21 protein-coding genes and 2 pseudogenes are annotated in these 24092 nt (G+C 68.2%); 16 read left to right on the forward strand and 7 right to left on the reverse strand.

The window, feature by feature from the left end; all coding sequences use genetic code 11:
* Positions 1–9 precede the first annotated feature (9 nt).
* From DIE12_RS34135 to DIE12_RS34160, 6 genes and pseudogenes are all read left to right on the forward strand, one after another.
* Positions 10–1428 (forward strand): LLM class flavin-dependent oxidoreductase, encoded by a 1419-nt coding sequence (locus DIE12_RS34135; RefSeq protein ID WP_124489344.1) that lies wholly within the window; start codon positions 10–12, stop codon positions 1426–1428.
* Between the two features lie 18 nt (positions 1429–1446).
* Positions 1447–2655, forward strand: coding sequence for a methionine ABC transporter ATP-binding protein (locus tag DIE12_RS34140; RefSeq protein WP_124489345.1), 1209 nt, complete (start codon positions 1447–1449; stop codon positions 2653–2655).
* Positions 2648–3304 (forward strand): methionine ABC transporter permease, encoded by a 657-nt coding sequence (locus tag DIE12_RS34145; RefSeq protein WP_124489346.1) that lies wholly within the window; start codon positions 2648–2650, stop codon positions 3302–3304. Before DIE12_RS34140 ends, DIE12_RS34145 begins: the two co-directional genes overlap by 8 nt.
* Positions 3305–3357: 53 nt before the next feature.
* Positions 3358–4215 carry a hypothetical protein gene (locus DIE12_RS34150; protein WP_124489347.1) on the forward strand — a complete coding sequence of 286 codons (858 nt, stop codon included), beginning with the start codon at positions 3358–3360 and terminating at the stop codon, positions 4213–4215.
* Positions 4212–5423 carry an acyl-CoA dehydrogenase family protein gene (locus DIE12_RS34155; protein ID WP_185500438.1) on the forward strand — a complete coding sequence of 404 codons (1212 nt, stop codon included), beginning with the start codon at positions 4212–4214 and terminating at the stop codon, positions 5421–5423. The genes DIE12_RS34150 and DIE12_RS34155 overlap by 4 nt, the downstream gene beginning before the upstream one ends.
* 33 nt (positions 5424–5456) lie before the next feature.
* Positions 5457–5756, forward strand: a pseudogene (locus DIE12_RS34160) (LysE family translocator); the annotation flags it as partial.
* Positions 5757–5762: 6 nt separating this feature from the next.
* Here the strand turns inward: DIE12_RS34160 and DIE12_RS34165 are convergent.
* Positions 5763–6611 carry a helix-turn-helix domain-containing protein gene (locus tag DIE12_RS34165; RefSeq protein ID WP_124489348.1) on the reverse strand — a complete coding sequence of 283 codons (849 nt, stop codon included), beginning with the start codon at positions 6609–6611 and terminating at the stop codon, positions 5763–5765.
* 132 nt (positions 6612–6743) lie between these two features.
* Positions 6744–6957: pseudogene (locus tag DIE12_RS34170) on the reverse strand (MFS transporter); the annotation flags it as partial.
* A 278-nt stretch (positions 6958–7235) separates the two neighbouring features.
* On the opposite strand from DIE12_RS34170, the gene DIE12_RS34175 reads away from it, so the two are divergent.
* Positions 7236–8813 carry an aldehyde dehydrogenase (NADP(+)) gene (locus DIE12_RS34175; RefSeq protein ID WP_124489349.1) on the forward strand — a complete coding sequence of 526 codons (1578 nt, stop codon included), beginning with the start codon at positions 7236–7238 and terminating at the stop codon, positions 8811–8813.
* A 289-nt stretch (positions 8814–9102) separates the two neighbouring features.
* The gene (locus DIE12_RS34180; RefSeq protein WP_124489350.1) at positions 9103–9657 is read left to right on the forward strand and encodes a hypothetical protein; all 555 of its coding nucleotides are present in this window, start codon (positions 9103–9105) and stop codon (positions 9655–9657) included.
* Between the two features lie 118 nt (positions 9658–9775).
* Here DIE12_RS34180 and kdgD read toward each other — a convergent pair whose 3' ends face one another.
* A complete protein-coding gene (gene kdgD / locus DIE12_RS34185) occupies positions 9776–10690 on the reverse strand; it encodes a 5-dehydro-4-deoxyglucarate dehydratase (RefSeq protein WP_124489351.1) in 915 nt (304 codons plus the stop codon).
* A gap of 233 nt (positions 10691–10923) precedes the next feature.
* Here kdgD and garD point away from each other — a divergent pair, with 233 nt between their 5' ends.
* From garD to DIE12_RS34205, 4 genes are all read left to right on the forward strand, one after another.
* The gene (gene garD, locus DIE12_RS34190; RefSeq protein ID WP_124489352.1) at positions 10924–12477 is read left to right on the forward strand and encodes a galactarate dehydratase; all 1554 of its coding nucleotides are present in this window, start codon (positions 10924–10926) and stop codon (positions 12475–12477) included.
* A 224-nt stretch (positions 12478–12701) separates the two neighbouring features.
* Complete coding sequence (locus DIE12_RS34195) at positions 12702–13094, forward strand: nuclear transport factor 2 family protein (protein WP_124489353.1); 393 nt, start codon at positions 12702–12704, stop codon at positions 13092–13094.
* 79 nt (positions 13095–13173) lie between these two features.
* Entirely contained in the window at positions 13174–13629 is a 456-nt protein-coding gene (locus DIE12_RS34200; RefSeq protein ID WP_124489354.1) for an RbsD/FucU family protein, read from the forward strand.
* A gap of 225 nt (positions 13630–13854) precedes the next feature.
* Positions 13855–14292: a DoxX family protein gene (locus DIE12_RS34205; protein WP_124489355.1), complete on the forward strand. Its 438-nt coding sequence runs from the start codon at positions 13855–13857 to the stop codon at positions 14290–14292.
* A gap of 126 nt (positions 14293–14418) precedes the next feature.
* Here the strand turns inward: DIE12_RS34205 and DIE12_RS34210 are convergent, their stop codons facing one another.
* Positions 14419–15729, reverse strand: coding sequence for an MFS transporter (locus tag DIE12_RS34210; protein ID WP_044845735.1), 1311 nt, complete (start codon positions 15727–15729; stop codon positions 14419–14421).
* Between the two features lie 321 nt (positions 15730–16050).
* Complete coding sequence (locus DIE12_RS34215) at positions 16051–17187, reverse strand: branched-chain amino acid ABC transporter substrate-binding protein (RefSeq protein ID WP_044845855.1); 1137 nt, start codon at positions 17185–17187, stop codon at positions 16051–16053.
* A gap of 649 nt (positions 17188–17836) precedes the next feature.
* Between DIE12_RS34215 and DIE12_RS34225 the strand changes: the two genes are divergently transcribed.
* Positions 17837–18631, forward strand: a complete 795-nt coding sequence (locus tag DIE12_RS34225; protein WP_044845733.1) for an AraC family transcriptional regulator — start codon at positions 17837–17839, stop codon at positions 18629–18631.
* Positions 18632–18693: 62 nt separating this feature from the next.
* Here DIE12_RS34225 and DIE12_RS34230 read toward each other — a convergent pair whose 3' ends face one another.
* Together DIE12_RS34230 and DIE12_RS34235 are read right to left on the reverse strand one after the other, a co-directional pair.
* Positions 18694–18957: a hypothetical protein gene (locus DIE12_RS34230; protein WP_059528378.1), complete on the reverse strand. Its 264-nt coding sequence runs from the start codon at positions 18955–18957 to the stop codon at positions 18694–18696.
* Positions 18958–19241: 284 nt separating this feature from the next.
* Positions 19242–21134, reverse strand: coding sequence for a bifunctional sugar phosphate isomerase/epimerase/4-hydroxyphenylpyruvate dioxygenase family protein (locus tag DIE12_RS34235; RefSeq protein WP_124523781.1), 1893 nt, complete (start codon positions 21132–21134; stop codon positions 19242–19244).
* Positions 21135–21391: 257 nt separating this feature from the next.
* On the opposite strand from DIE12_RS34235, the gene aroQ reads away from it, so the two are divergent.
* The 3 genes from aroQ to DIE12_RS34250 are packed head-to-tail and all read left to right on the forward strand — an operon-like array spanning position 21392 to position 24080.
* Positions 21392–21847 (forward strand): type II 3-dehydroquinate dehydratase, encoded by a 456-nt coding sequence (gene aroQ / locus DIE12_RS34240; RefSeq protein WP_044845730.1) that lies wholly within the window; start codon positions 21392–21394, stop codon positions 21845–21847.
* Entirely contained in the window at positions 21844–22698 is an 855-nt protein-coding gene (locus DIE12_RS34245) for a shikimate dehydrogenase (protein WP_124489358.1), read from the forward strand. Before aroQ ends, DIE12_RS34245 begins: the two co-directional genes overlap by 4 nt.
* 41 nt (positions 22699–22739) lie before the next feature.
* On the forward strand, positions 22740–24080 hold the full coding sequence (locus DIE12_RS34250; protein ID WP_124489359.1) for an MFS transporter: 1341 nt from the start codon (positions 22740–22742) through the stop codon (positions 24078–24080).
* Positions 24081–24092 lie beyond the last annotated feature (12 nt).

The following is a 24092-nucleotide window of genomic DNA, read 5'->3' on the forward strand; positions in this document are numbered from 1 at the left end:
GGAGGCGACATGACGACGGCGAACCGCAAGAAGATCCTGCTCAACGCGTTCAACATGAACTGCGTCGGGCACATCAACCACGGGTTGTGGACGCATCCGCGCGACCGCTCCGCGCACTACACCGATCTGGACTACTGGGCCGATCTCGCGAGGACGCTCGAACGCGGCAAGTTCGACGGGATCTTTCTCGCGGACATCGTCGGCGTGTACGACGTGTTCGGCGGCGGCCCGGACGCCGCGCTGCGCGAATCGGTGCAGGTGCCCGTCAACGATCCGCTGCTGCTCGTGCCCGCGATGGCGCAGGTCACGCAACATCTCGGCTTCGGCGTGACCGCGAACCTGACCTACGAGCCGCCTTACCTGTTCGCGCGCCGCATGTCGACGCTCGATCACCTGACGAAGGGGCGCATCGGCTGGAACATCGTGACCGGCTATCTCGACAGCGCCGCGCGCGGGATGGGCCTCGCACAGCAGATCGGCCACGACGACCGCTACGAACGCGCGGACGACTACATGGACGTCGTCTACAAGCTGTGGGAACAGAGCTGGGACGACGACGCGGTGATCCGCGACACGCAGGCGCGCGTGTTCGCGCAGCCTGGCAAGGTGCGGCGCGTGAAGCACGACGGGCCGTTCTATTCGGTCGACGCGATCCACCTGAGCGAGCCGTCGCTGCAGCGCACGCCGGTGCTGTACCAGGCCGGCTCGTCCGCGCGCGGCGTCGAGTTCGCGGGGCGGCATGCGGAGTGCGTGTTCGTGAACGGGCAGAGCAAGGCCGCGGCGCGCGCGGCGGCGCTGGATATTCGCGCAGCCGCCGCGCGGCAGGGGCGCGATCCCGCATCGATCAAGATTTTCGCGGGCGTGAGCGTCGTGACCGCCGAAACCGAGCGGCTCGCGCGCGAGAAGTTCGACGAATACCGGCGCTATGCGAGCCCGGAAGCCGGCCTCGCGCATTTCGCGAGCTCGACCGGCATCGATTTCGCGAAGTACGGCCTCGACGAGCCGATTTCGTACGTGAAGACCGACTCGATCCAGTCGGCCGTCGACGCGATCTCGCGCAAGAGCACGACCGGCACGTGGACCGTGCGCCGGATGCTCGAACAGATGTCGCTCGGCGGCCGCTATGCGCCGATCGTCGGCTCGCCGTCGCAAGTCGCGGACGAACTGCAGTCGTGGATCGACGAAACGGGCATCGACGGTTTCAACCTGACGCGCACCGTGATGCCCGAGTCGTTCGAGGATTTCGTCGACTGGGTCGTGCCCGAGCTGCAGAACCGCGGCATCTACAAGGAAGACTACGATCCCGCGCCGACGCTGCGCGAGAAGCTGTTCGGCGCCGGCGCGCGGCTGCCCGCGTGGCACACGGGCGCGCAGCACCGGCCGGCCGCCGTGCCGGCGCCCGAACCCGGGCATCCCGCGCATGCATGAACGTGACGGAGCGAAGCGATGACGCAATTGTTCGACACGCTGGGTTTCATCGAGGCATCGGCCGTGCGCGCCGGTGCGGGTGCGGACGTGCATGAGGTGCATGACGCGCATGATTCGCGTAACGCAGCGGCCGCGCGGGCCGACGGCGCCGCCGCCGTGTCGTTCGCACACGTCGGCAAGGTGTTCGCGACGCCGCGCGGCCAGGCCGCCGCGCTGCGCGACGTGACGCTCGACGTGCGGCGCGGCGAGGTGTTCGGCATCATCGGCCGCAGCGGTGCCGGCAAGTCGACGCTGCTGCGGCTCGTGAACGGCCTCGAACGTCCGAGTTCGGGCAGCGTGCGCGTGCAGGGCGTCGACGTCGGCACGCTCGACGAGGACGGGCTCGTCGCGCTGCGGCGTCGCACCGGCATGGTGTTCCAGCATTTCAACCTGCTGTCGGCGAAGACGGTGTTCGAGAACGTCGCGCTGCCGCTGAAGATCGCCGGCGTGCCGAAGGCCGAGCGCACGCGCAAGGCCGAGGCGCTGCTCGATCTCGTCGGGCTGGCCGCGAAACGCGACGCGTATCCGGCGAGCCTGTCGGGCGGCCAGAAGCAGCGCGTCGGCATCGCGCGGGCGCTGGTGCACGACCCGGAAGTGCTGCTGTGCGACGAGGCCACGTCGGCGCTCGACCCCGAGACGACGCAATCGATCCTCGCGCTGCTCGCCGACATCAACCGCCGCCTCGGACTGACGATCGTGCTGATCACGCACGAGATGGAAGTGATCCGCGCGGTGTGCGACACGGTCGCGGTGATCGAACAGGGCGAGGTCGTCGAAACGGGCCCGGTGTGGCGCGTGTTCGGCGATCCGCGCCACGGCGCGACGCGTGCCCTGCTCAGCACGCTCGTGCACGACCTGCCGGCCGAACTCGCCGCGCGCGTGCAGCCGTTGCCCGAGCTGGCCGCGCTGCCCGACGGCGCGCAAGTCGTGCTGGACGTCCGTTATACGGGCGAAAGCAGCGGCGAGCCGGACGTCGGCGCGCTCGCGGCGGCGCTCGGCGGCTCGGTGCGCTTCCTGCACGGCGGGATCGAGCGCATTCAGGGGCATGCGCAGGGGCGCCTCGTGATCGCGGCGTCGCCGCGCGCGGACGACGCCGGCCACCCGCCGGCACGCGGCGGCGCGGTCGCCGCGTTGCTCGAGCGCGCGCGCCGCCACGCGAATCATGCGGAGGTGCTCGGCTATGTTTGAACTCTGGTGGCCCGAACTGCTCGACGCGATCCGCGACACGCTGTCGATGGTCGCCGCGTCGGCCGCGATCGCCGCGCTGATCGGCATCCCGCTCGCGGTGATCCTGGTGACGACCGCGCCCGGCGGCATTTACGCGCGGCGTGGCCTGAACGCGGTGCTCGGCGCGCTCGTCAACGTGTTCCGCTCGACACCGTTCATCATCCTGCTCGTCGCGCTCCTGCCGTTCACGCGCGTGCTGATCGGCACGACGATCGGCGTGTGGGCGGCCGTCGTGCCGCTGTCGATCGCGGCGATTCCATTCTTCGCGCGGATTGCGGAAGTGAGCCTGCGCGAAGTCGATTGCGGGCTGATCGAGGCCGCGCTCGCGATGGGCGCGAAACGCCGCCACATCGTGTGGCACGTGCTGTTGCCGGAGGCGTTGCCCGGCATGCTCGGCGGTTTCACGATCACCGTCGTCGCGCTGATCGGCTCGACCGCGATGGCGGGCGCAGTCGGCGCGGGCGGGCTCGGCGATCTCGCGATCCGTTATGGCTATCAGCGTTTCGACACCACCGTCATGGTGACCGTGATCGTGATCCTGATCGCACTCGTTTCGGCCGTGCAAATCACGGGCGACCGCCTGGTCCGACGCGTGACCCGGCGTACCTGAGCGGCGCCACGAGCGCCGGCTCTTTTCATTGAGACCCTGAGAGAACGATACCCATGACCTTGCCCATCGGCGCGCCGCGCGAATGGAACGGACAATTCGAGGAAGCCCTGTTTCTGGACGTCGCACGACGCCATCGCCCCGGCTTCCCTGACAAACTGGCGACGCCGCCGCGCGAGCCGCACGGCGCGGACGAGCTCGCCGCCGTCGCCGACTACTACACGAAGATGGCGTCGCACGACCTGTTCATCGTGCAGGTCGTCGCGAAGGCGATCGACACGCTGTTTCGCGATGACCCGCATTTCCAGCTGATCCTGTCGCGCCAGCTCGGCGACGACGGCGCGCACGCGGTGATCGGGCGCGAGCGCGTGACCGAACTGACGGGCCGCGATCCGCTGCCGGAGGTCGAGCGGCTCGTCGCCGCGCACTGGGAACGCATCGGCGACATCGCGGTACGCGACGTTGCGGGCTTTCTCGCGTTCGAATGGCATTACGAGTTGCACATCCTCGCGAAGCTGTGGATCCAGCGCAAGACCGGCCGCATCGCCGACGGCGCGATGCGCGAGCACGGCGAGAACCGGATCCGTCCGGACGAGGAGTGGCATCGCGTGCAGATCGTCCAGTGGTGGTTCGACACGTTGAACGCGCTGCCGCCCGCCGAGCGCGACGCGCTGGTCGACCGCGTGATCGCGGCCGACGAGGAAACCCAGGCGCGGCTCGACGGTTATCTGCATGACGAATACGCGCAAACCGCGCACGTGTTCGGTGCGGATATCGCCGAATACCGCGCGATCTACGACGACTGGCGGCGCGAGATCCTGTCGCGGCTGACCGGCCGCCGGCTCGGCGCCTTGGTGCCGTTGTCGGGCGGAATCGTTGCGCACGAAACCGTTGCACAGGAAGCCGTCGCATGAACGATCCCCGCGGCCCGGCGACGCTGGCGCCGGAAACCGACGCATGCGCGCTCGACGCCGATGCGCTGGCGCGTGCGATCGACGCGCTGCGTGCGACGGCTGCCGAGCGCGACCGCGCGGGCGGTCACGCGGCCGATGAGAAGCAGCGGCTCGCCGACGCGGGCCTGCTGACGCTCGCGGTGCCGCGCGAATTCGGCGGACAGGAAGCCGAGTGGCCGGCGATCTACGACACGATCCGGCGGATCGCGCGCGTCGACAGCGCGCTCGCGCATCTGGTCGGGTTCCAGATCCTGCAGGTGGTGAGCGTCGACGTGTGGGGCAGCGCGGCGCAGCGCGAACGCTATCTGCGCGGCACGGTCGAGCATCGCTGGTGGTGGGGCAATGCGGTCAATCCGCTCGACACGCGGCTCGCGGCGACCGCCACGCCGGACGGCGGCTACCGGCTCGACGGCGTGAAGGGCTTCTGTTCGGGCACGCGCGGCTCGCAGCGGATGACCGTGTCCGCGCACGATCCGGAAACGGGCCGCGCCGTGTTCGGCGTGGTGCCGACCGATCGTGACGGGATCACGGTCAACGAGGACTGGGATCCGATCGGCCAGCGCCAGACCGACAGCGGCAGCGTGCGCTTCGACGGTGTGACGCTCGCGCCGGACGAGGTGCTGCACCGCTCCGAGACACCGCCGACGCCACGCGCGACGCTGCGCACGCTGGTGTCGCAGCTCGTGCTGACGAATCTGTTCGTCGGGCTCGCGGAAGGCGCGCTGGCCGAGGCGCGCGACTACGTGCTGAAGCACGGCCGGCCGTGGATCAACGCGGGTGTCGCGCAGGCGAGCGACGATCCCTATACGCTGCAGCGCTTCGGCGACATGCGCGTGCAGGCGGTCGCGGCGGCGGCGCTCGCCGACCGCGCGGCCGTCGCGTTGCAGCGCGCATGGTCGCGGCATGACGCGCTGACGGCCGACGAACGGGCCGAGGTGGCACTCGCGGTGTCGGATGCGAAGATCGTCGCGCAGCGCGCGGCGCTCGAGAACGGCGAGGCGCTGTTCGACACGTGCGGCGCACGTGCAACGGCTGCGTCGCTCGGCCTCGACCGCTTCTGGCGCAACGCGCGCACGCATACGCTGCACGATCCGCTCGACTATCGGCTGCGCGACGTCGGCCGGTTCGCGCTGACGGGGGAACTGCCGCTGGCGTCGCTTTATACGTAGCGTCCTGCCTGGATCGGCAGACGCACCGTCTGCTTGATGCGCTTCGCGCAAGGCGCGCTGTCCAACGTGTCGAATCCGAAGGTCGCGCTGTTCTATCTCGCGTGCCTGCCGCAGTTCGTCCCCGCGGGCGCCGCGCATCCGATGCTGTCGCTGTTCGTGCTCGGCACGACGTTTGCCGGCCTGACGTTTCTCGTCAAGGGGCCGGTCGCGCTGTTCGCCGGCCTGCTGTCGACGTCGATCCGGCGCAATCCGCGCATCCTGACCCGCATGCACCGGGCGAGCGGCGCGGTCCTGCTCGGGTTGGGCGTGAAGCTGGCGTTCGAGCGTCGTTGACGATGCTCACTGCGCCGGCAACGCGTCCGCCAGCGCGCGCATCGCGTCCGCCGTCTCCGGATTCGCCGGGAAAAACGCCTCGATCGCGAGTTCCGACAGCGTGACGTCGACCGGCGTGCCGAACACCGTCGTCGTGCTGAAGAACGTCAGTTCGCCGGCTGCCGTGCGTAGCCGCAGCGGCACCGCGATGTCCGCGTAGTCGGCGCGTGCCTGCGTGTCGGCGGGCTGGCCGGCCGGTGCCGGATAGTTCGCGAGTTCGTCGCGCAGCGCATGCAGCGTGCGGTCGCCGCTCGCGTCGATCTGCCGTTGCAGCCGGTGCAGGATATGCGCGCGCCACTCGTGCCAGTTGACGATCCGCGGCGCGAGGCCGTCGGGATGCAGGCTCAGCCGCAACACGTTGACGGGCGGCCGCAGGAGCGCCGGATCGGCCTGCGCGACCAGCGCGCCGAGCATCCGGTTCGCGGCGAGCAGCGTCCAGTGGCGATCCACGGCGAGCGCCGGGTAGGGCTCGTGGCCGCGCAGCACAGCTTCGACCGCCTGGCGCGCCGCATCGAGCTGCGGATCGGAGAACGGCCGCTCGCGAAACAGCGGCGCATAGCCGGCCGCGACGAGCAGCGCATTGCGCTCGCGCAGCGGCACGTCGAGGCGCTCGGCGAGATGCAGCACCATCTCCCGGCTCGGCTGCGCGCGCCCCGATTCGACGAAGCTCAGGTGCCGCGCGGACACCTCGGCCTCCAGCGCGAGCGCCATCTGGCTCAGGCGGCGGCGTTGACGCCAGGTGCGCAGCAGCGAGCCGATGCCGGACGCGCGGCCGGCGGACGGGGGCAGCGATTGGAGGGTGGCGGTCGAGTTCATGACGAAGATGATAGGCAATCCCGCGCGCGCCGGGCATTACCTGCGAGGTAAGCATTCCGGATCGGTGTGCAGCGCCGATGCTGCCCGCTGCCTGCGCCCGATGGGCAACTCGATCGACGAATCGGGGAACCGGCCGCTCGGCAGTTGCGCGAGCACGTACGCCCGGCTGAGCGCCGGGAAGATCCGGCCCGTCGTCACCGGATCATGCCGAACGCCTTGCGGATCGGCATGCCGGTGACCGACGGCGTCGTGCGGTCCGCATCGTTGAGCGTCGTGACGACGGACAGCGGCGCCCGGATCCAGTAGCGCACGGCGGTGCGGCACGCGCGCTGCCGGCGAGTTTGATCGGAAGATCTCTAGAGGTGCGCCGACTGAATGCTTAATATATGTCGTCGTATGACATGAGCCAAAACTTACCTGCAACGAGGGCGTGCGCACACCTCGGGTTTTCCCTTCGGACGGCCGAAGGAGAGGCAAGAATTTCCTGCTTGTGCCGAATGGATAAGGGTTTGTGGCCTGCGGTCGAGTAACTGTGGCGCGACGGGGATATCGCCATGTCGTCAGCAGACATCATATCTGTTGGGCTACAATGAGCGAACCATTCCCGAACCACGGAGCACACCCATGCAACTGACTGGAGAGATGCTGATCGGCGCCGACGCGGTGGCCGGCTCGGCCGGTACCCTGCGCGCGTTCGACCCGACGAAGGGCGCGCCGATCGATGCGCCGGCCTTCGGCGTCGCGACGCAGGCCGATGTCGAGCGCGCGTGCGAACTCGCGCGCGACGCCTTCGACGCGTATCGCACGCAGCCGCTCGCGGCCCGCGCGGCGTTTCTCGAGGCGATCGCCGACGAAATCGTCGCACTCGGCGACGCGCTGGTCGAACGCGCGCACGCCGAAACGGGCCTGCCCGTCGCGCGGCTGCAGGGCGAGCGCGGCCGCACCGTCGGCCAGCTCCGGCTGTTCGCGCGCGTCGTGCGCGACGGGCGCTTCCTCGCCGCGTCGATCGATCCCGCGCAGCCCGCGCGCACGCCGCTGCCGCGCTCGGACCTGCGGTTGCAGAAGGTCGGGCTCGGGCCCGTCGCCGTGTTCGGCGCGAGCAACTTCCCGCTCGCGTTCTCGGTGGCCGGCGGCGATACCGCGTCGGCACTCGCGGCCGGCTGCCCGGTGATCGTGAAGGCCCATGAGGCGCACCTCGGCACGTCCGAGCTGGTCGGCCGCGCGATCCGCGCGGCGGTGGCGAAATGCGGGATGCCGGCCGGCGTGTTCTCGCTGCTGATCGGCCCCGGCCGCGTGATCGGCGCGGCGCTCGTCAGCCATCCGGCGATCCAGGCCGTCGGCTTCACCGGGTCGCGGCAGGGCGGCATGGCGCTCGTGCAGCTCGCGAACGCGCGCCCGCAACCGATTCCCGTCTATGCGGAAATGAGCAGCATCAACCCGGTCGTGCTGTTTCCGGCCGCGCTGGCCGCGCGCGGCGACGCGATCGCGACCGGCTTCGTCGATTCGCTGACGCTCGGCACCGGCCAGTTCTGCACGAACCCGGGTCTCGTGCTGGCGGTCGACGGCCCCGATCTCGATCGCTTCGAGTCCGTCGCCGCACAGGCGCTCGCGAAGAAGCCGGCCGGCGTGATGCTGACGCGCGGCATCGCCGACGCGTATCGCAGCGGCCGCGGCAAGCTGGCCGAACTGCCGGGCGTGCGCGAAATCGGCGCGGGCGAGGCGGCGCAGACCGAATGCCAGGCAGGCGGCGCGCTGTACGAAGTCGCCGCGCAGGCGTTCCTGGCCGAACCGGCGTTCGGCCACGAGGTGTTCGGGCCGGCGTCGCTGATCGTGCGCTGCCGCGATCTCGACGAAGTCGCGCGCGTGCTCGACGCACTCGAGGGCCAGCTGACGGCCACGCTGCAACTGGACACTGACGACAAGCCGCTCGCGCGCCGCCTGCTGCCGATCTTCGAACGCAAGGCCGGGCGCCTGCTCGTCAACGGCTACCCGACCGGCGTCGAGGTGTGCGATGCGATGGTGCACGGCGGGCCGTTCCCGGCGACGTCGAACCCGGCCGTCACGTCGGTCGGCGCGACCGCGATCGACCGTTTCCTGCGGCCCGTGTGCTACCAGGACTTCCCGGACGACCTGCTGCCCGAAGGGCTGCAGGAAAGCAATCCGCTCGACATTCCGCGGCTGCGGGACGGGAAGGCGGAGTGACGGCACAGGACGACTGAAGGCCGCGTCCCGGGAGGGGCGCGTTCCGGCAAGGTTGAAACAAGGCGGCGCACGGTGCCCACGGGTACCCCGCCGCCTTTTTGATGGAGGGCCGGTTTTGCTCGATTAGAGAGCGGGGGGCATCGAATGATGCTTCTCATGATGCGCCGCCTTGACGAGATGGATGGCGGCTTCCACGCCGCCGGAATTTCTCCTACATTAGCGAGGCCTCGGACCCGCCGGTCCGCAGGCGAGCCTGAGAGACCGACAAAAACCAACAAGGAGCCCTCCGATGAATATCAGCAAGCGTGGCGACCACCTGTTCGCGGCCGGATTGTGGAAAGCGATCGGCGACGTCGCGAAATCGGTGCGCACCCAGATCGGCGAGACCAGCGAAGGGCGCGTGCTGGCCAATGCGCTGTTCGAATTGCAGCGCGACCTGGGCGGCAGTGAATTCGACGTGACGATCAATCAGGGGCGGCCCGTCACCGGCGCCGATCCGCATTCGCTCAGGTTCGGCCAGGCCGTCAAGCGGTTCCGGCTGGACATGGAGGCGCTGGTGTTTGCGCTGAAGCATCGCCGCAGCATCGATGAACGCGATCCGGGCCTGCGCACCGAGGCGCTGATGCAGGCCAACAGCCAGCTCGCGACCGCGAAACAGTATGCGACGCTCACGCTCGGCCGGTTTTTCGATGTGGTCGTGGATCCCGACGTGCTGGATCAGATTCTCGCCGACGATCCGAACACGCGCTTCCGGCGGTCGGCGGCCGGCACCGATATCGCCGCGACCCGTCTCAGGCTCGGCAGCCTGCGCTACCGGATCGTCGGAACCATCGCACAGATGTAATGAAAACGGCCGGCCCGCGAAGCACGGGGCGGCCGTCGAAAGGGAGGCGCCGGGCGGAACCGCCGGTCCCGCGCGGGCCGGCACGCACCGGATCGCGTGCCGTTGGTCAGCCTGCCGCTTACTGCGCCCCCATCTTCTTGATCAGCACGTCGAGTTCGGCCATTTCGGCGTCGGTGAGGTCGACGAGCGGCGCGCGCACCGGGCCGGCGTCGTGGCCGACGAGCTTCGCGCCCGCCTTCACGATGCTGACCGCGTAGCCCGCGCGACGGTTGCGGATCTTCAGGTACGGCAGGAAGAACTCGTCGAGCAGGCGGCCGACCGTTGCGTGGTCGTCCTTCGCGATCGCTTCGTAGAATTCCATCGCCGTCTTCGGGATGAAGTTGAACACGGCCGACGAGTACACCGGCACGCCGAGCGCCTTGTACGCGGCCGCGTAGACTTCGGCCGTCGGCAGGCCGCCGAGGTACGCGAAGCGGTCGCCGAGGCGGCGGCGGATCGTGACCATGCTCTCGATTTCGCCGACGCCGTCCTTGAAGCCGATCAGGTTCGGGCAACGATCGGCGAGGCGCTCGAGCATGTCGGCATTCAGCTTCGAATTCGCGCGGTTGTACACCACGACGCCGATCTTCAGCGCGCGGCACACCTGCTCGACGTGCTCGGCGATGCCTTCCTGGCTGGCTTCGGTCAGGTAGTGCGGCATCAGCAGCACGCCGCTCGCGCCGAGGCGCTCGGCTTCCTGCGCGTATTCGATCGCGACGCGCGTCGCGCCGCCGGCGCCGGCCAGGATCGGTACCTTGCCCTTGCAGGTTTCCGTCGCGACACGGATCACGTCCGAATACTCGCGCTGCGTGAGCGAGAAGAATTCACCGGTGCCGCCGGCCGCGAACAGCGCGGTCGCGCCATACGGCGCCAGCCATTCCAGACGCTCGGCATAGGTGGCCGGGCGGAAGCTGCCGTCCGCGTCGAAATCCGTCAGCGGAAACGACAGCAGGCCGTGGGAGATGATCTGTTTGAGTTCTTGCGGTGAAGTCATGGTTGGGTCGTCCGTCCAGCGCGAGTGCTGATGGGTTCGTCGGGTACGGCATCCGGGCCATATTGGCGATGTCGTTGTATGTCATCGTACAACGCGGAAAAGCGCGGCGCAAGCGGTTTGCCGGCCGGCGAGAGATAGGGTCTTTCCGGATAAGGGTTTACGCAGCATCGCGGCTTGGTGTCGAATGTCATATGATGACTAACGATTTGACCGGTAGCCTCCCAGGAATTCCGATGACTGCTTCCCCGCTTTATATCCGCGTGCATCCGGACGACAACGTCGCGATCGTCGTCAACGACGGCGGCCTGCCCGAGGGCGCGACGTTCGCCGACGGCCTGACGCTGCGCGAAGGCGTGCCGCAAGGGCACAAGGTCGCGCTGGTCGACCTCGCGGCCGGCGATCCGATCGTCCGCTACAACGTCGTGATCGGCTACGCGCTCGTCGAGCTGCGCCGCGGCAGCTGGGTCAACGAGCGCACGATGCGCATGCCCGAGCCGCCGGGGCTCGACGACCTGCCGCTCGCCACGCGTGCCGCGCCGCCGCTGGCGCCGCTCGAAGGCTATACGTTCGAGGGCTTCCGCAATGCCGACGGCTCGGTCGGCACGCGCAACATCCTCGCGATCACGACGACCGTGCAATGCGTGTCGGGCGTCGTCGAGCATGCGGTGAAGCGGATCAAGGACGAACTGCTGCCGCGTTACCCGAACGTCGACGACGTGGTCGGGCTCGAGCACACATACGGCTGCGGCGTCGCGATCGATGCGCCCGATGCCGACATTCCGATCCGCACGCTGCGCAACATCAGCCTGAATCCGAACTTCGGCGGCGAGGTGATGACGGTGAGCCTCGGCTGCGAGAAGCTGCAGCCCGAGCGCCTGCTGCCGCCGGGCTCGATTCCGGTGGCGGCCGACGGCGCGCCGGAAAACGGCGGCGTCGTGTGCTTGCAGGACGCCGCGCACGTCGGCTTCAACTCGATGATCGACTCGATCATGAAGATGGCCGAATCGCATCTCGAGCGGCTGAACCGCCGCCGTCGCGAAACCTGCCCGGCGTCGGATCTCGTCGTCGGCGTGCAGTGCGGCGGCAGCGACGCGTTCTCGGGGCTCACCGCGAACCCGGCGGTCGGTTTCGCGGCCGACCTGCTCGTGCGGGCGGGCGCGACGATCATGTTCTCGGAGGTGACCGAAGTGCGCGACGGCGTCGCGCAGCTCACGTCGCGCGCGGCGAACGAGGACGTCGCCCGCGAGATCATCCGCGAGATGGACTGGTACGACCGCTACCTGCAGCGCGGCCGCGTCGACCGCAGCGCGAACACGACACCCGGCAACAAGAAGGGCGGCCTGTCGAACATCGTCGAGAAGGCGATGGGCTCGATCGTGAAGTCGGGCAGCGCGCCGATCGCGGGCGTCGTGCGTCCCGGCGACCGGGCGCGGCAGAAGGGGCTGCTGTACGCGGCGACGCCCGCGAGCGACTTCATCTGCGGCACGCTGCAGCTCGCGGCGGGAATGAACCTGCACGTTTTCACGACGGGGCGCGGCACGCCGTACGGCCTTGCGCAGGTGCCGGTGATCAAGGTCGCGACGCGCAGCGATCTCGCGCGCCGCTGGCACGACCTGATGGATCTCGACGCGGGGCAGATCGCCACTGGCGCGGCGTCGATCGAGGACGTGGGCTGGGAACTGTTCCGGCTGATGCTCGACGTCGCGAGCGGTAAGCGCCGCACGTGGGCCGAGCAATGGAAGCTCGCGAATGCGCTGACGCTGTTCAATCCGGCGCCGGTGACCTGACGCGCGCCGCGACGGCGGCAGACGATGCGATGCGGGCGCCTTCGTGCGCCCGTTTTTGATGGCGGCGGCGGGTTCGCGGTTCGGCGCATGCGTATTTTCCGCGGCCGGCACGAATTCCTTACCTCGCACGTAATCGACCGCCCACGCGAGGCCGGCGACGATGGTGGCACGCGAACACGAAACGTTTGCGACATCGTCCCCCCATCGACACAAGGAGCCTCGCCATGAACACCGCCGAAACCGCCCAGTCGGCTCACGCCGACCTGATCGACCGCTATTTCGATGCCTGGAACGAACCCGACGCCGCACGCCGGCGCGCGCTGATCGATGCGACCTACGCGAGCGACGCGGCCTATCGCGATCCGCTGATGGCCGGCGACGGCCATGCGGGCATCGAGACGATGATCGCCGCGGTGCAGGAGCGTTTCCCCGCGTATCGCTTTCGCCGCACGACCGACGTCGACGGGTTCGGCCAGCACCTGCGCTTCTCGTGGGCGCTCGTGTCGCCCGACGGCGCGGCGGTCGTGAAAGGTTCGGACTTCGGCACGGTCGATGCGTCGGGCCGCCTGAAGTCGGTCACGGGTTTCATCGACGAAATGCCGGCCGCGGCGTCGTGATGCGAGCGACGCATGCCCGGCGGCGGCCGGGATCGGGTAACGTTATGCGATTCGTTCCCGATCCCGGAGCCTTTCCCACATGTTGAAGAATCTCGATCCGCTGTTGCACGCCGACATCCTGCACGCGCTGCGCGCGATGGGCCACGGCGATGAAGTGGTGATCTGCGATGCGAATTTTCCGGCGGAATCCGTCGCCGGGCACACGGTGGTCGGCCGCGCGCTGCGCATCGACGGCGCCGACTCGGCGCGCGTCGCGCGCGCGGTGCTGTCGGTGCTGCCGCTCGACACGTTCGTCGACACACCCGCTTGGCGGATGGAAGTCGTCGGCGATCCGGCCGCGGTGCCGCCCGTGCAGCGCGAAGTGCAGGCCGAGATCGATCGTGCGGAAGGGCGCGCGGTGCCGCTCATGGGCGTCGACCGTTTCGCGTTCTACGAGCGCGCGCAGCAGGCGTATGCGGTGATCGTCACCGGCGAGACGCGCGGCTACGGCTGTTTCATCTTCAAGAAAGGCGTGCTGTTGAGCGACGCCGGTTAGGGCCTGTTCCGTTATTTATCCGCCAGGGCCGAACACCGTGTTTCGCGGTGCTGCCGCGCGTGAATGACCGCCGCAGTGTAAAGATTTGCTACAACCTTTTTCTTGGACACCGCGGAAAGACCCTCTATGCTGGCCCATTTGCCGCCGGCCCGGCAGGGCCGCGCGACCCCGAACCGCACGGGCACGCCTCGTGCGGACGGCCGAATTGCATACGAGGAGAGAGGCATGACGCGTTCCGTCGATTCCGGCGTCATTTTTTTCGCGCGCCTGGCGCTGGCGGCGTTGTTCTTGTGGGGCGGTGTGATGAAGCTGCTCGGCTACAGCGATTTCATCGGCTATCTGCACGGGCTGAACGTGCCCTATCCGCAGGTGGCGGGGCCGGTCGTCGTCACGATCGAAGCGCTCGGCGGGCTGCTGCTGATCGTCGGCTACAAGGTGAAGCCGCTCGCGTTGCTGATGGCGTTCTATACGATCGCGACCGCGATGGTCGGACACAATTTCTGGGACGCGACGGACGCCGCGGTCCAGCACGACATGGTGATCCACTTCTGGAAGAACGTCGCGATCGCCGGCGGTTTCCTGCTGCTGTTCGTGACCGGCGCCGGCGGCGCAAGCATCGACGCGCTGCGCCGGCCGAGTTCGTCGTACGGCGCGCTGCGCTGAATTGAACCCGGTTGAACGGCGCGACGCGCGCACGTCGCCGCGCTGAAGCCCAAACAAAAGGGCCGAATCCCGCACGCCGCGGGATTCGGCCCTTTGTCCATCCGGGCGGCGCGTGCGCGCCGACGTTCAGCGCGTGTCCTTCGGGTCCTTCGCATCCTTCGAGAACTGCACGGCGATCGCGCCGAGTACGCAGATCGCCGCGACGTACACGACCGGCGCGAGCGGATTCGACTTCATCATCAGCGACACGATCACCGGCGTGAGGCCGCCGAAGATCGCATACGCGACGTTGTACGAGAACGAGATGCCCGAGAAGCGCACGACGGGCGGGAAGCTCTTGACCATCACGAACGGCACCGCGCCGATCGTGCCGACCATGAAGCCGGCGATCCCGTAGTACAGCGGCAGCGTCGACGCGTCGGCCGCGACCTGCGCGAACAGCAGGTAATAGCACGCGGCCAGCACGAGGCCGCCAATGCCGAGCACGCGCTTCGCGCCGATCCAGCCCGCGAGCGAGCCGGCGGTGATGCAGCCGGCCGTCAGGCACAGCGTCGCGACGCTGTTCGCGAACAGCGTGGTCGCGGGCGTCAGGTGAAACTGCTTCTGCAGCAGCGCGGGCGTCATCAGGATCACGACGACGATCGCCGCCGACAGCATCCACGTGAGCAGCATTGACACGATCACCGCGCGGCCGTGGTCGCGCAGCACGGCCTTCAGCGGAATCTCGGCCGCGAGCGCCTTCTTCGCCTTCATCTCGGCGAACACCGGCGTCTCGTGCAGCCAGCGGCGCAGGTACACGGAGAACAGGCCGAACACGCCGCCGAGCAGGAACGGAATGCGCCACGCGAACGCGGTGACTTCGGCGCCCGAGTAACGGCTGTTGATGCCCGCGGCGACCAGCGAGCCGAGCAGGATGCCGGCCGTAAGGCCCGCGGTCAGCGTGCCGCACGCGTAGCCGATGTGGCGCGACGGCACGTGCTCCGACACGAACACCCATGCGCCCGGCACTTCGCCGCCGACCGCCGCGCCCTGCAGCACGCGGAACAGCAGCAGCAACACCGGCGCGAGGATGCCGATCGAGTCGTAGGTCGGCAGCAGGCCCATCAGCAGCGTCGGCACCGACATCATCAGCACGCTCAGCGTAAACATCCGCTTGCGGCCGAACAGGTCGCCGAAGTGCGCCATGATCACGCCGCCGAGCGGGCGCGCGAGATAGCCGGCCGCGAAGATGCCGAACGTCTGCAACTGGCGCAGCCAGTCGGGAATGTCGTGCGGGAAGAACAGCTGCCCGATCGCGGGTGCGAAGAACACGAAGATGATGAAGTCGTAGAACTCGAGGGCGCCGCCGAGTGCGGCAAGGCCAAGGGTCTTGTAGTCGCTGCGCGTGAGCGCGCGTTCGGCGGCGCGAGGCACGCCGCTCAATTCGGAAGCTTGCATGGTCAGGACGATCGGTTTTCGAATGTAGTTGTCGGTGCTGCGTCTCCAGAACCCGCTATCGGCATGGACTGGCAAGGCGCGGCCTGCGTCGTCGAGCGTGCGTCGAATGCCGGATGGGGCATGTGACACGCACCGTCGCACCGGGATGGGGCACGACGCAGACGAAGCGTCAAAGCGGGTGGGGGGATTCTACAGGAGCGCGAAATGCGCGCGCGCGGGGCCGCGCCGAGGCATGCTTCGAACTTCGTCGAGCCCGAAACGCACGCGGCGCGGCAGGCGGGAGCACCGCTTGCCGCGCCGCGTGTGACAGGGTCTGCGCGATCAGTTGCCGGCGATCGTGTCGACCGGCTTGAACGCGCCGTGCTCGACCTTGTAGATCGTCACCGGCGCATCCTTCAGGTCGCCCTTCGCGTCGTACGCGATGCTCGGGGCCGACACGCCCTTGATCGACACCTTGCCGAGATACGGCGTATAGACCTTCGGGTCGGTCGAGTTCGCGTCCTTCATCGCGGTGAGCAGCGCGATCGTGCCGTCGTACGAGTAGGGCGAATAGGTGATCACGTCTTCGTTGAAGCGTGCCTTGTAGCGCGATGCGTAGCCGGCGAAGCCCGGCATCTTTTCCTTCGGCAGCCCGCCCATGTAGACGATCGCGCCTTCGGCCGCGTCGCCGCCGACCTTCAGGAACGTCGGCGAGCGCGACATCTCGCCGGTCACGAAGGCGGACTTCATCCCGAGCTGGCGCATCTTGCGGATCATCGGCGACGACTGCGCATCGCCGCCGCCGTAGAAGATCGCGTCCGGGTTGATGCCCTTCAGGTTGGTCAGGATCGCGGAGAAGTCGAGCGCCTTGTCGTTCGTGAAGTCGCGCTTGACGATCGTGCCGCCCGCGGCCTGCACGGCCTTCGCGAATTCGTCGGCGATGCCCTGGCCGTAGGCCGTGCGGTCGTCGATGATCGCGATGCGCTTGAAGTGCAGCGTCTTCACCGCATACGTGCCGACGATGCGGCCGGCCTGTGCATCGCTCGTCAGCAGCCGGTAGGTCGTCTTGTAGCCGCGCGCCGTGTATTGCGGCGACGTCGCCATCGAGATCTGCGGCAGCCCCGCGCGATCGTACAGGTCGGACGCCGGAATGCTCGTGCCCGAGTTGAAGTGGCCGATGACCCCGCGGACGTTGTCGTCGATCAGCCGCTGCGCGACCGTCGTGCCGGTGCGCGGGTCGGCCTGGTCGTCCTGCGAGTCGAGCTGGAACGTGACCGGCTTGCCGCCGATCGTCGGATTCGTCGCGTTGAAATCGGCGATCGCGAGTTGCACGCCCTTCTGCATGTCCGAGCCGTAGTTCGACTGCGGCCCCGTCAGCGGTGCGGCGAAACCGATCTTGACGACGTCGGCGGCGATGGCGTGTGCGCCCGACAGTGCGCAGGCAGCAGCCAGCGCGACGTGCGATACCTTCAGCTTCACTTTCACTTCCCCTTGATGGCATGGTTGGGCCGCCGCCGGCCAGCTGGCCGGCGCGGTAAACCGGGCGAGACGTATCGGGTTGCAGGCCTTTCCGAAAGCCGTGCGGGGTGTGCCATGCGCTGCGCGGGTTGTGCCGGAATCGGCGTGCGCGGCGGCGGCGGGATGTCGTCTCGTAACCGTTGATCGAAGTCTAGGTAGCGAAAATGCGCGCGTCTTGCGCGTTCGGAGCGCGGGCGGCGACGATTTCGGCATATCGTCGATAACCCTGATATATGCTGAAATCGTCATGACGAGTGCGCAAACGCGCCAAGACGCGACACGCCGGCATTTTTAGGATGGCGGGTTCGGGCGCGCGTAGTCTCGGCGCCGGCGGGGTGAGCCGATAGCGTCGGCAGCGCCGGCCGTGCGCGACGCCAGGCAACCTGCCGATGCGAAATCGTGCCCGCCGGACGTGCGTGCGGCGCAGTGGTTGCGCGCACAACCGCACGGCGCATGACGTGCTTGCCGGCCCATGCGAATCGCCCGATCGGTGCCGAGCGACGGCGGGTTGCGCTTGCCGCCATTCGCCGGGCCGCCCGATCGCCACGACGCGTTCGAGACGGCGCTCCTATAATCGACGCCATCAGCCACCCCCTTCGCAGATGCCGGGATGACGACCTTGCTTGCCGCACCGCCCATGAGCCTGTCCGATACGTTGCGCTACCAGCCCGACAACGCCGATCTCGGCGCGATGCTCGCGCACTTCCGCCTGCTCGAGCCGGTGTTCGATGCGCTGCCCGACGTCGCGTTCTTCGTGAAGGACGCGAACGGGCGCTATGCGCTCGTCAACCGCACGCTGGCGATGCGCTGCGGCTACAAGGACAAGCGCGACCTGCTCGGCAAGACGACCGACGAAGTGTTTCCGCGCCGCTTCGGCAAGACCTATTTCGAGCAGGACATGGCGACGATCACCGCGGGCCAGCAGTTGATGGACCAGCTCGAGCTGCATCTGTATCCGGGCCGCCAGCCGGGCTGGTGCCTGACCTGCAAGGAGCCGCTGCGCGACGCGGCCGGCAAGGTGGTCGGCCTCGCGGGCATCTCGCGCGACCTGAAGGCGCACGAGGGCTCGCATCCAGCCTACAGCAAGCTCGCCGACGTGGTGCAGCACATCCAGGATCACTACGTGCAGCCGCTGAACCTGAAGCAGCTCGCGCAGATGGCGGGGATGTCGGTCGCGCAGCTGGAGCGCTACTTCCACAAGGTGTTTCACCTGACGCCGCGCCAGGTGCTGCTGAAGACGCGGCTCGATGCGGCCACGGCGCTGCTGGTCACGCACGACAAGGTGACCGACGTCGCGGCGCTATGCGGATATACGGATCACAGCGCGTTCACGCGCCAGTTCAAGGCGACGGTCGGCGTGACGCCGACGGAATACCGGCTGATGCTGCAGGACCGGGCAGGGTGAAGTGACGCGCCGGCCGGGCCGGCGGATCTGAAGGGGCGAGACGGGATTCGGCGTGCGGCGGCTCAGCGGTAGCCGAGCCCTTTCAGGACGGCCGTGCCGTCTTCGGTCAGCCGGAAGCTCGGCGCCGTGTCGGCATCGAGCTTGATCATCTCGACGAGGCCGGCTTCCTGCAGCGCGGGCAATTCGGGTTTGGCGTTCGCGCCGATCGGTGCGTGCAGCAGCACGAGCAGCGTCGCGATTTCATGATGGCTGAGCAAACGGCGCAGCATCGTCTTTTTCACTGGGGGGGCGGCCGGGCGGCCCGCGGGTGCATCTACGGCGCTCATCGCTGTCCTCCTTTTCGGGATATCCGTCGGGTACTGGTTGCGGATGGTGCCGTCGGAGACTTAAGCGATTCTTAAAACCGCCGGGGTCGCGCGGATGTTGCGGTGCGGTGTGCGTTACCGGATGTAACGCCCGCCGGGCGGCCGTTTCCGGCCGCCGGCGGCCGGCCTTGCCGGGCGGGCGCCGCGGCGGGATTCACCACGATGGTGCGGTCGCGCGGCGCGCGTCGCAGGGTCGTCGTGTTTTTCTCATTCGATTCGACCCCTGGACGAAATTGCCTGCTCCCTTATTTCCTGCGCTGGGCCTGCGCGGCGAGCCGCACAGCCGCGTTGGCCGCGCCGTAGCCGTCGTAGCCGCCGCGCCGCTCGACGATTTCGAGCGAGAAGCGGTTATCGACCAGCTCGGTATACGCGTGCAGGAATTCACCGCCGTTTTCGTCGCGGTCGTACAGCAGGTGGTGGGCGCTCAGCGTGTCGATCAGCTCGTCCGGCAACGCGTAGCGCGCGGCCAGATCGTCGTAGTAGTTCGGCGGGATCCGCAGGAACGGCACGCCGTCGGCCGCGAACGCGGCGACCGTCTTCACGATGTCGTCGGTCCGGAACGCGACGTGGTTCAGCCCTGTGCCGTGATAGCGGTCGAGCGATTCGGCGACGGCCGTATGACGGTCGACCGACGCATTCAGCGCGATGCGCACCGAACCGTCCGTGCTGCGCACCGCGCGGCTGCGCATCAGGCCGTACGGATCGGGCACGAGCCAGCTGCGCTCGGCCTCGAAGCCGAAGGCGGTCTTGAAGAACAGGATCCACGTGTCGAGCGCGTCGGCCGGCAGCGCGAGGCAGACGTGGTCGATGCCCGTCAGCGGGCCGACCTCGCTCGGGCCGTCGATGTCGGTCAGCACGAAATCCGATTCATACAGCGTCGGTGCGTTCGGCGTCTCGTCGACGAAGTATTCGAGGCTGCCGTCCGGCGCCTGCACGCCCGGCAGCACGCGCTCGTTCGGGCCGACGCGCCCGGAAAACGGCGCGTAGCCGAAGCCGGCCGCGCGCTCGAATGCCACTTTCGCATCGTCGACGCGGAACGCCGACGCACACAGCGACAACCCGTGCTGCTGGAAGAACGCGTCGGCGAACGAGTCGCGCTCGGCGTTCAGCACGATCGACACGGCACCGTGCTGGAACAGCGTCACGTCCTTCGACCGATGACGGCCTGCGAGCCGGAACCGCATCCGGCCGAGCCATTCGCCGACGGTGGCCGCCGCCTGCGCGTCGACCGCGAATTCGATGAACTGGAACCCGACGTGCGCGGGCGGTGCCGGCGGCGCGAACAGCGGCTGGTCGGCGGCCGGCGCGCGGCCGTCCTGCGCGAGTCGCGCGCGCGTCAGTTCTTCCAGATAGAGCAGCGAGCGGTGGCCGTCGGCGGCCGTGATCGCGGTCGGCGCGGCGCGGAAGCCGTCGTTGAAGATCTCGAGCGACAGCGGCCCCTTGTAACCGGACTCGATCACGCGGGCGGTGAAGCGCGCGAGGTCGAAGTCGCCCTGGCCGGGGAACGAGCGGTAGTGACGGCTCCATTCGAGCACGTCCATCGCGAGCTTCGGCGCATCGGCGATCTGCACGAACGCGATCCGGTCGCCCGGGATGTCGGCGATCGCGTCCGGCGAATCGTCGAGCGATAGCGTATGGAAGCTGTCGAGCGCGAGGCCGAGGTGCGGGTTGTTCACCGCGTTCACGAGCTGCCACGCATGGCCGTACCGGTTCACGACGCGGCCCCACGCGAGCGCCTCGTACGCGGCGACCACGCCCGCCTGCCGCGCGGCTTCGGCGAGCGCGCCGAGCTGGTCGACCAGCAGCGCGTCGTCCGCGATCGTGTCGGGCGACACGCTGCTGCACACCAGGATGCGGTCGGTGCCGAGCGCGTGCATCACGTCGAACTTGCGGCGGATGCGGTCGAGATTGCGGGCGAGCTGGGCCGGGCTCACGCCCTCGAAGTCGCGAAACGGCTGGAACAGCACGATGTCGAGGCCGAGATCGGCGGCCATGCGCCGCACGTCGGCGGGCGATCCGTCGAAGTAGACGAGGTCGTTCTCGAAGATTTCGACACCGTCGAAGCCGGCGGCCTGGATGGCGGCGAGCTTCTCGGCGAGCGTGCCGGACAGTGACACGGTGGCGATCGAGCGCTGCATGGGCGAATCCTGCGGATGAGCGGGGTGTGGCGTCGGCCGGATCGGGCCGGAATGAACCAGTCGTTGAATTACCGGTGAGCGCCATATCCCGAATTTACTAGGGGAGTGAGTGAAATTATACAAACTAACTAGGTGGTACAAATTAGCGAAAACCCGAAAAGACATTGCGCTTGCGCAAGCGCACACTAGCGCCAAATCTTGACGTCAGAGGGCGAAGTCGACTAGCGATTCGCCCCTGTTTTAGGAGCAGAAACACCATGAGCAAGCACAAGGTGCTGGTGCTGAACGGCCCGAACCTGAATCTGCTGGGGACCCGCGAGCCCCATATCTACGGCGCGGAAACCCTCGCCGACCTCGAGCAGCGTTGCCGCACGGCGGCCGACGGGCTCGGGCTGGAGATCGATTTCCGCCAGTCGAACGCCGAGCACCAGCTGATCGACTGGCTGCATGCCGCGCGTCACGACACGCACGGCATCGTGATCAATCCGGCCGCCTACACGCACACGTCGGTCGCGCTGGCCGACGCGCTGTCCGCGATCGCGAAACCCGTGATCGAGGTGCATATCTCGAACGTGCATCGCCGCGAGGCATTCCGTCACCACTCTTATGTGTCGGCGGTGGCCGAAGCCGTGATCTGCGGCTGCGGCACCGAAGGCTACGTATTCGCGCTGCAGCGCCTGTCGACCATTTTTGCCCAAGGAGCCGCACGATGAGCCGCCCGTCTTTTCTGATCGGCCTGATCGGCCAGGGCATCGGCGGTTCGCTGTCGCCCGCGATGCACGAGGAAGAAGGCTTCCGCCAGGGATTCGGCTACGTGTACCGGCGCATCGATCTGGACGTGCTCGGCGTGAGCGCCGACGCGCTGCCGGAACTGCTCGATGCCGCGCAGCGGATGGGCTACAACGGGCTCAACATCACGCATCCTTGCAAGCAGCGCGTGATCGAGCACCTCGACGCACTGTCGGACGACGCGCGCGCACTCGGCGCGGTCAACACCGTGCTGTTCAAGGACGGCAAGCGGATCGGCCACAACACCGACTGGTCGGGTTTCGCGAAGTCGTTCCGCCGCGGGCTGCCCGATGCGTCGCTCGAACGTGTCGTGCAGCTCGGCGCGGGCGGCGCGGGTGCGGCCGTCGCGCATGCGGCGCTGCAGATGGGTGCCGCCGACCTGACGATCTTCGACGTCGACGGCACGCGCGCCACCGCGCTCGCGGGTGAACTGCAGCAGCGCTTCCCGGCCGCCCGGGTCACGCCGGGCAGCGATCTCGCGGCCGCGATGCAGGCCGCGACCGGCCTGATCCATTGCACGCCGACCGGCATGGCCAAGCATCCGGGCCTGCCGCTGCCGGCCGAGCTGCTCCGCGCGGGCATGTGGGTCGCCGACATCGTGTATTTCCCGCTCGAAACCGAACTGATCCGCGCCGCGCGCGCGGCCGGCTGCGCGACGCTGCCGGGCGGCGGGATGGCCGTGTACCAGGCCGTCGATGCGTTCGAGATCTTCACCGGACGAACGCCGGACGACGAGCGGATGTTCGAACACTTTCAGTCGCTCGTCGCACGCTGACCCTTCTAGCGACCAGCTGAAAAATAGACCAGGAGACAACCATGCAGCACACCACCCACACGAACGCCGCGCCCGCGGCGGCCGGTACGGTCCGGCGGACCTCGGCGCGCTACAAGATCCTCGCGCTGCTCGCGATCGGCACGATGATCAACTATCTCGACCGTACCGTGCTGGGGGTGGCTGCGCCGCAGCTCACCAAGGAGCTCGGCATCAACGCGGCCGTGATGGGCATCATGTTCTCTGCGTTCTCGTGGACGTACGTCGCGATGCAGGTGCCCGGCGGCCTGTTCCTCGACCGCTTCGGCAGCAAGATCACCTATTACTGGTCGATGACGTTGTGGTCGCTGTGCACGCTCCTGCAGGGCTTCGTGCCCGGCGTCGGGACGCTGCTCGCATGCCGGCTCGGCCTCGGCGTGACGGAAGCGCCGTGTTTCCCGACCAACAGCCGCGTCGTCGCGACGTGGTTCCCGCAGAATGAACGTGCGATGGCGACCGGCACCTACACCGTCGGCGAGTACATCGGTCTCGCGTTCTTCAGCCCCGTGCTGTTCGCGCTGATGGGTGCGTTCGGCTGGCGTTCGCTGTTCTGGGTCGTCGGTGGGGTCGGCATCGTGTTCGGCCTGGTCTGGTGGAAGTTCTATCACGAGCCGCGCAACCATCCGGCCGCGAATTCGGAAGAACTCGCGTACATCGAAGCGGGCGGCGGTCTCGTGCACGGCGCGCGCAAGGACGGCGACAAGGGCGGCAAGCCCGCCCAGGCCAAGTTCAGCTGGGCGATGGCCGGCCAGCTGCTGAAGAAGCGCCAGCTCGCGGGGATCTGCCTCGGCCAGTTCGCCGGCAACTCGACGCTCGTGTTCTTCCTGACCTGGTTCCCGACCTATCTCGCGACCGAGCGCCACATGGGTTGGCTGAAGATCGGCTTCTTCGCGATCATGCCGTTCATCGCCGCGTCGGTCGGCGTGATGTTCGGCGGGATCTTCTCCGACTGGTTGCTGCGCCGCGGCAAGTCCGCGAACCTCGCACGCAAGCTGCCGATCATCGCCGGCCTGCTGCTCGCGTCGACGATCATTCTCGCGAACTACGTGCAAAGCAACGAAGCCGTGATCGCGATCATGTCGGTCGCGTTCTTCGCGCAGGGGATGGCCGCGCTCGGCTGGACGCTCGTGTCCGACATCGCGCCGGACGGCCTGCTCGGCGTGACCGGCGGCATCTTCAACTTCGCGGCGAACCTGGCCGGCATCATTACGCCGCTCGTCGTCGGCTTCATCGTCGCATCGACCGGCTCGTTCGTCGGTGCGCTGGTGTTCATCGGCGTGATCGCGTTGATCGGTGCGCTGTCGTACATCTTCGTCGTCGGCGACATCAAGCGGATCGAACTGTAAGCACCGGCTCCA

Origin of the sequence: Burkholderia sp. Bp9015 (genome assembly GCF_003853505.1) — a bacterium.
In the GTDB taxonomy this organism is placed as follows: Bacteria; Pseudomonadota; Gammaproteobacteria; order Burkholderiales; family Burkholderiaceae; genus Burkholderia.

Excerpts from the sequence above, each read along its gene's own strand:
- DIE12_RS34135 (WP_124489344.1), top strand. The coding sequence starts at position 10 with ATGACGACGGCGAACCGCAAGAAGATCCTGCTCAACGCGTTCAACATG.
- DIE12_RS34140 (WP_124489345.1), top strand. The coding sequence starts at position 1,447 with ATGACGCAATTGTTCGACACGCTGGGTTTCATCGAGGCATCGGCCGTG.
- DIE12_RS34145 (WP_124489346.1), top strand. The coding sequence starts at position 2,648 with ATGTTTGAACTCTGGTGGCCCGAACTGCTCGACGCGATCCGCGACACG.
- DIE12_RS34150 (WP_124489347.1), top strand. The coding sequence starts at position 3,358 with ATGACCTTGCCCATCGGCGCGCCGCGCGAATGGAACGGACAATTCGAG.
- DIE12_RS34155 (WP_185500438.1), top strand. The coding sequence starts at position 4,212 with ATGAACGATCCCCGCGGCCCGGCGACGCTGGCGCCGGAAACCGACGCA.
- DIE12_RS34165 (WP_124489348.1), bottom strand. The coding sequence starts at position 6,611 with ATGAACTCGACCGCCACCCTCCAATCGCTGCCCCCGTCCGCCGGCCGC.
- DIE12_RS34175 (WP_124489349.1), top strand. The coding sequence starts at position 7,236 with ATGCAACTGACTGGAGAGATGCTGATCGGCGCCGACGCGGTGGCCGGC.
- DIE12_RS34180 (WP_124489350.1), top strand. The coding sequence starts at position 9,103 with ATGAATATCAGCAAGCGTGGCGACCACCTGTTCGCGGCCGGATTGTGG.
- kdgD (WP_124489351.1), bottom strand. The coding sequence starts at position 10,690 with ATGACTTCACCGCAAGAACTCAAACAGATCATCTCCCACGGCCTGCTG.
- garD (WP_124489352.1), top strand. The coding sequence starts at position 10,924 with ATGACTGCTTCCCCGCTTTATATCCGCGTGCATCCGGACGACAACGTC.
- DIE12_RS34195 (WP_124489353.1), top strand. The coding sequence starts at position 12,702 with ATGAACACCGCCGAAACCGCCCAGTCGGCTCACGCCGACCTGATCGAC.
- DIE12_RS34200 (WP_124489354.1), top strand. The coding sequence starts at position 13,174 with ATGTTGAAGAATCTCGATCCGCTGTTGCACGCCGACATCCTGCACGCG.
- DIE12_RS34205 (WP_124489355.1), top strand. The coding sequence starts at position 13,855 with ATGACGCGTTCCGTCGATTCCGGCGTCATTTTTTTCGCGCGCCTGGCG.
- DIE12_RS34210 (WP_044845735.1), bottom strand. The coding sequence starts at position 15,729 with ATGCAAGCTTCCGAATTGAGCGGCGTGCCTCGCGCCGCCGAACGCGCG.
- DIE12_RS34225 (WP_044845733.1), top strand. The coding sequence starts at position 17,837 with ATGACGACCTTGCTTGCCGCACCGCCCATGAGCCTGTCCGATACGTTG.
- DIE12_RS34230 (WP_059528378.1), bottom strand. The coding sequence starts at position 18,957 with ATGAGCGCCGTAGATGCACCCGCGGGCCGCCCGGCCGCCCCCCCAGTG.
- DIE12_RS34235 (WP_124523781.1), bottom strand. The coding sequence starts at position 21,134 with ATGCAGCGCTCGATCGCCACCGTGTCACTGTCCGGCACGCTCGCCGAG.
- aroQ (WP_044845730.1), top strand. The coding sequence starts at position 21,392 with ATGAGCAAGCACAAGGTGCTGGTGCTGAACGGCCCGAACCTGAATCTG.
- DIE12_RS34245 (WP_124489358.1), top strand. The coding sequence starts at position 21,844 with ATGAGCCGCCCGTCTTTTCTGATCGGCCTGATCGGCCAGGGCATCGGC.
- DIE12_RS34250 (WP_124489359.1), top strand. The coding sequence starts at position 22,740 with ATGCAGCACACCACCCACACGAACGCCGCGCCCGCGGCGGCCGGTACG.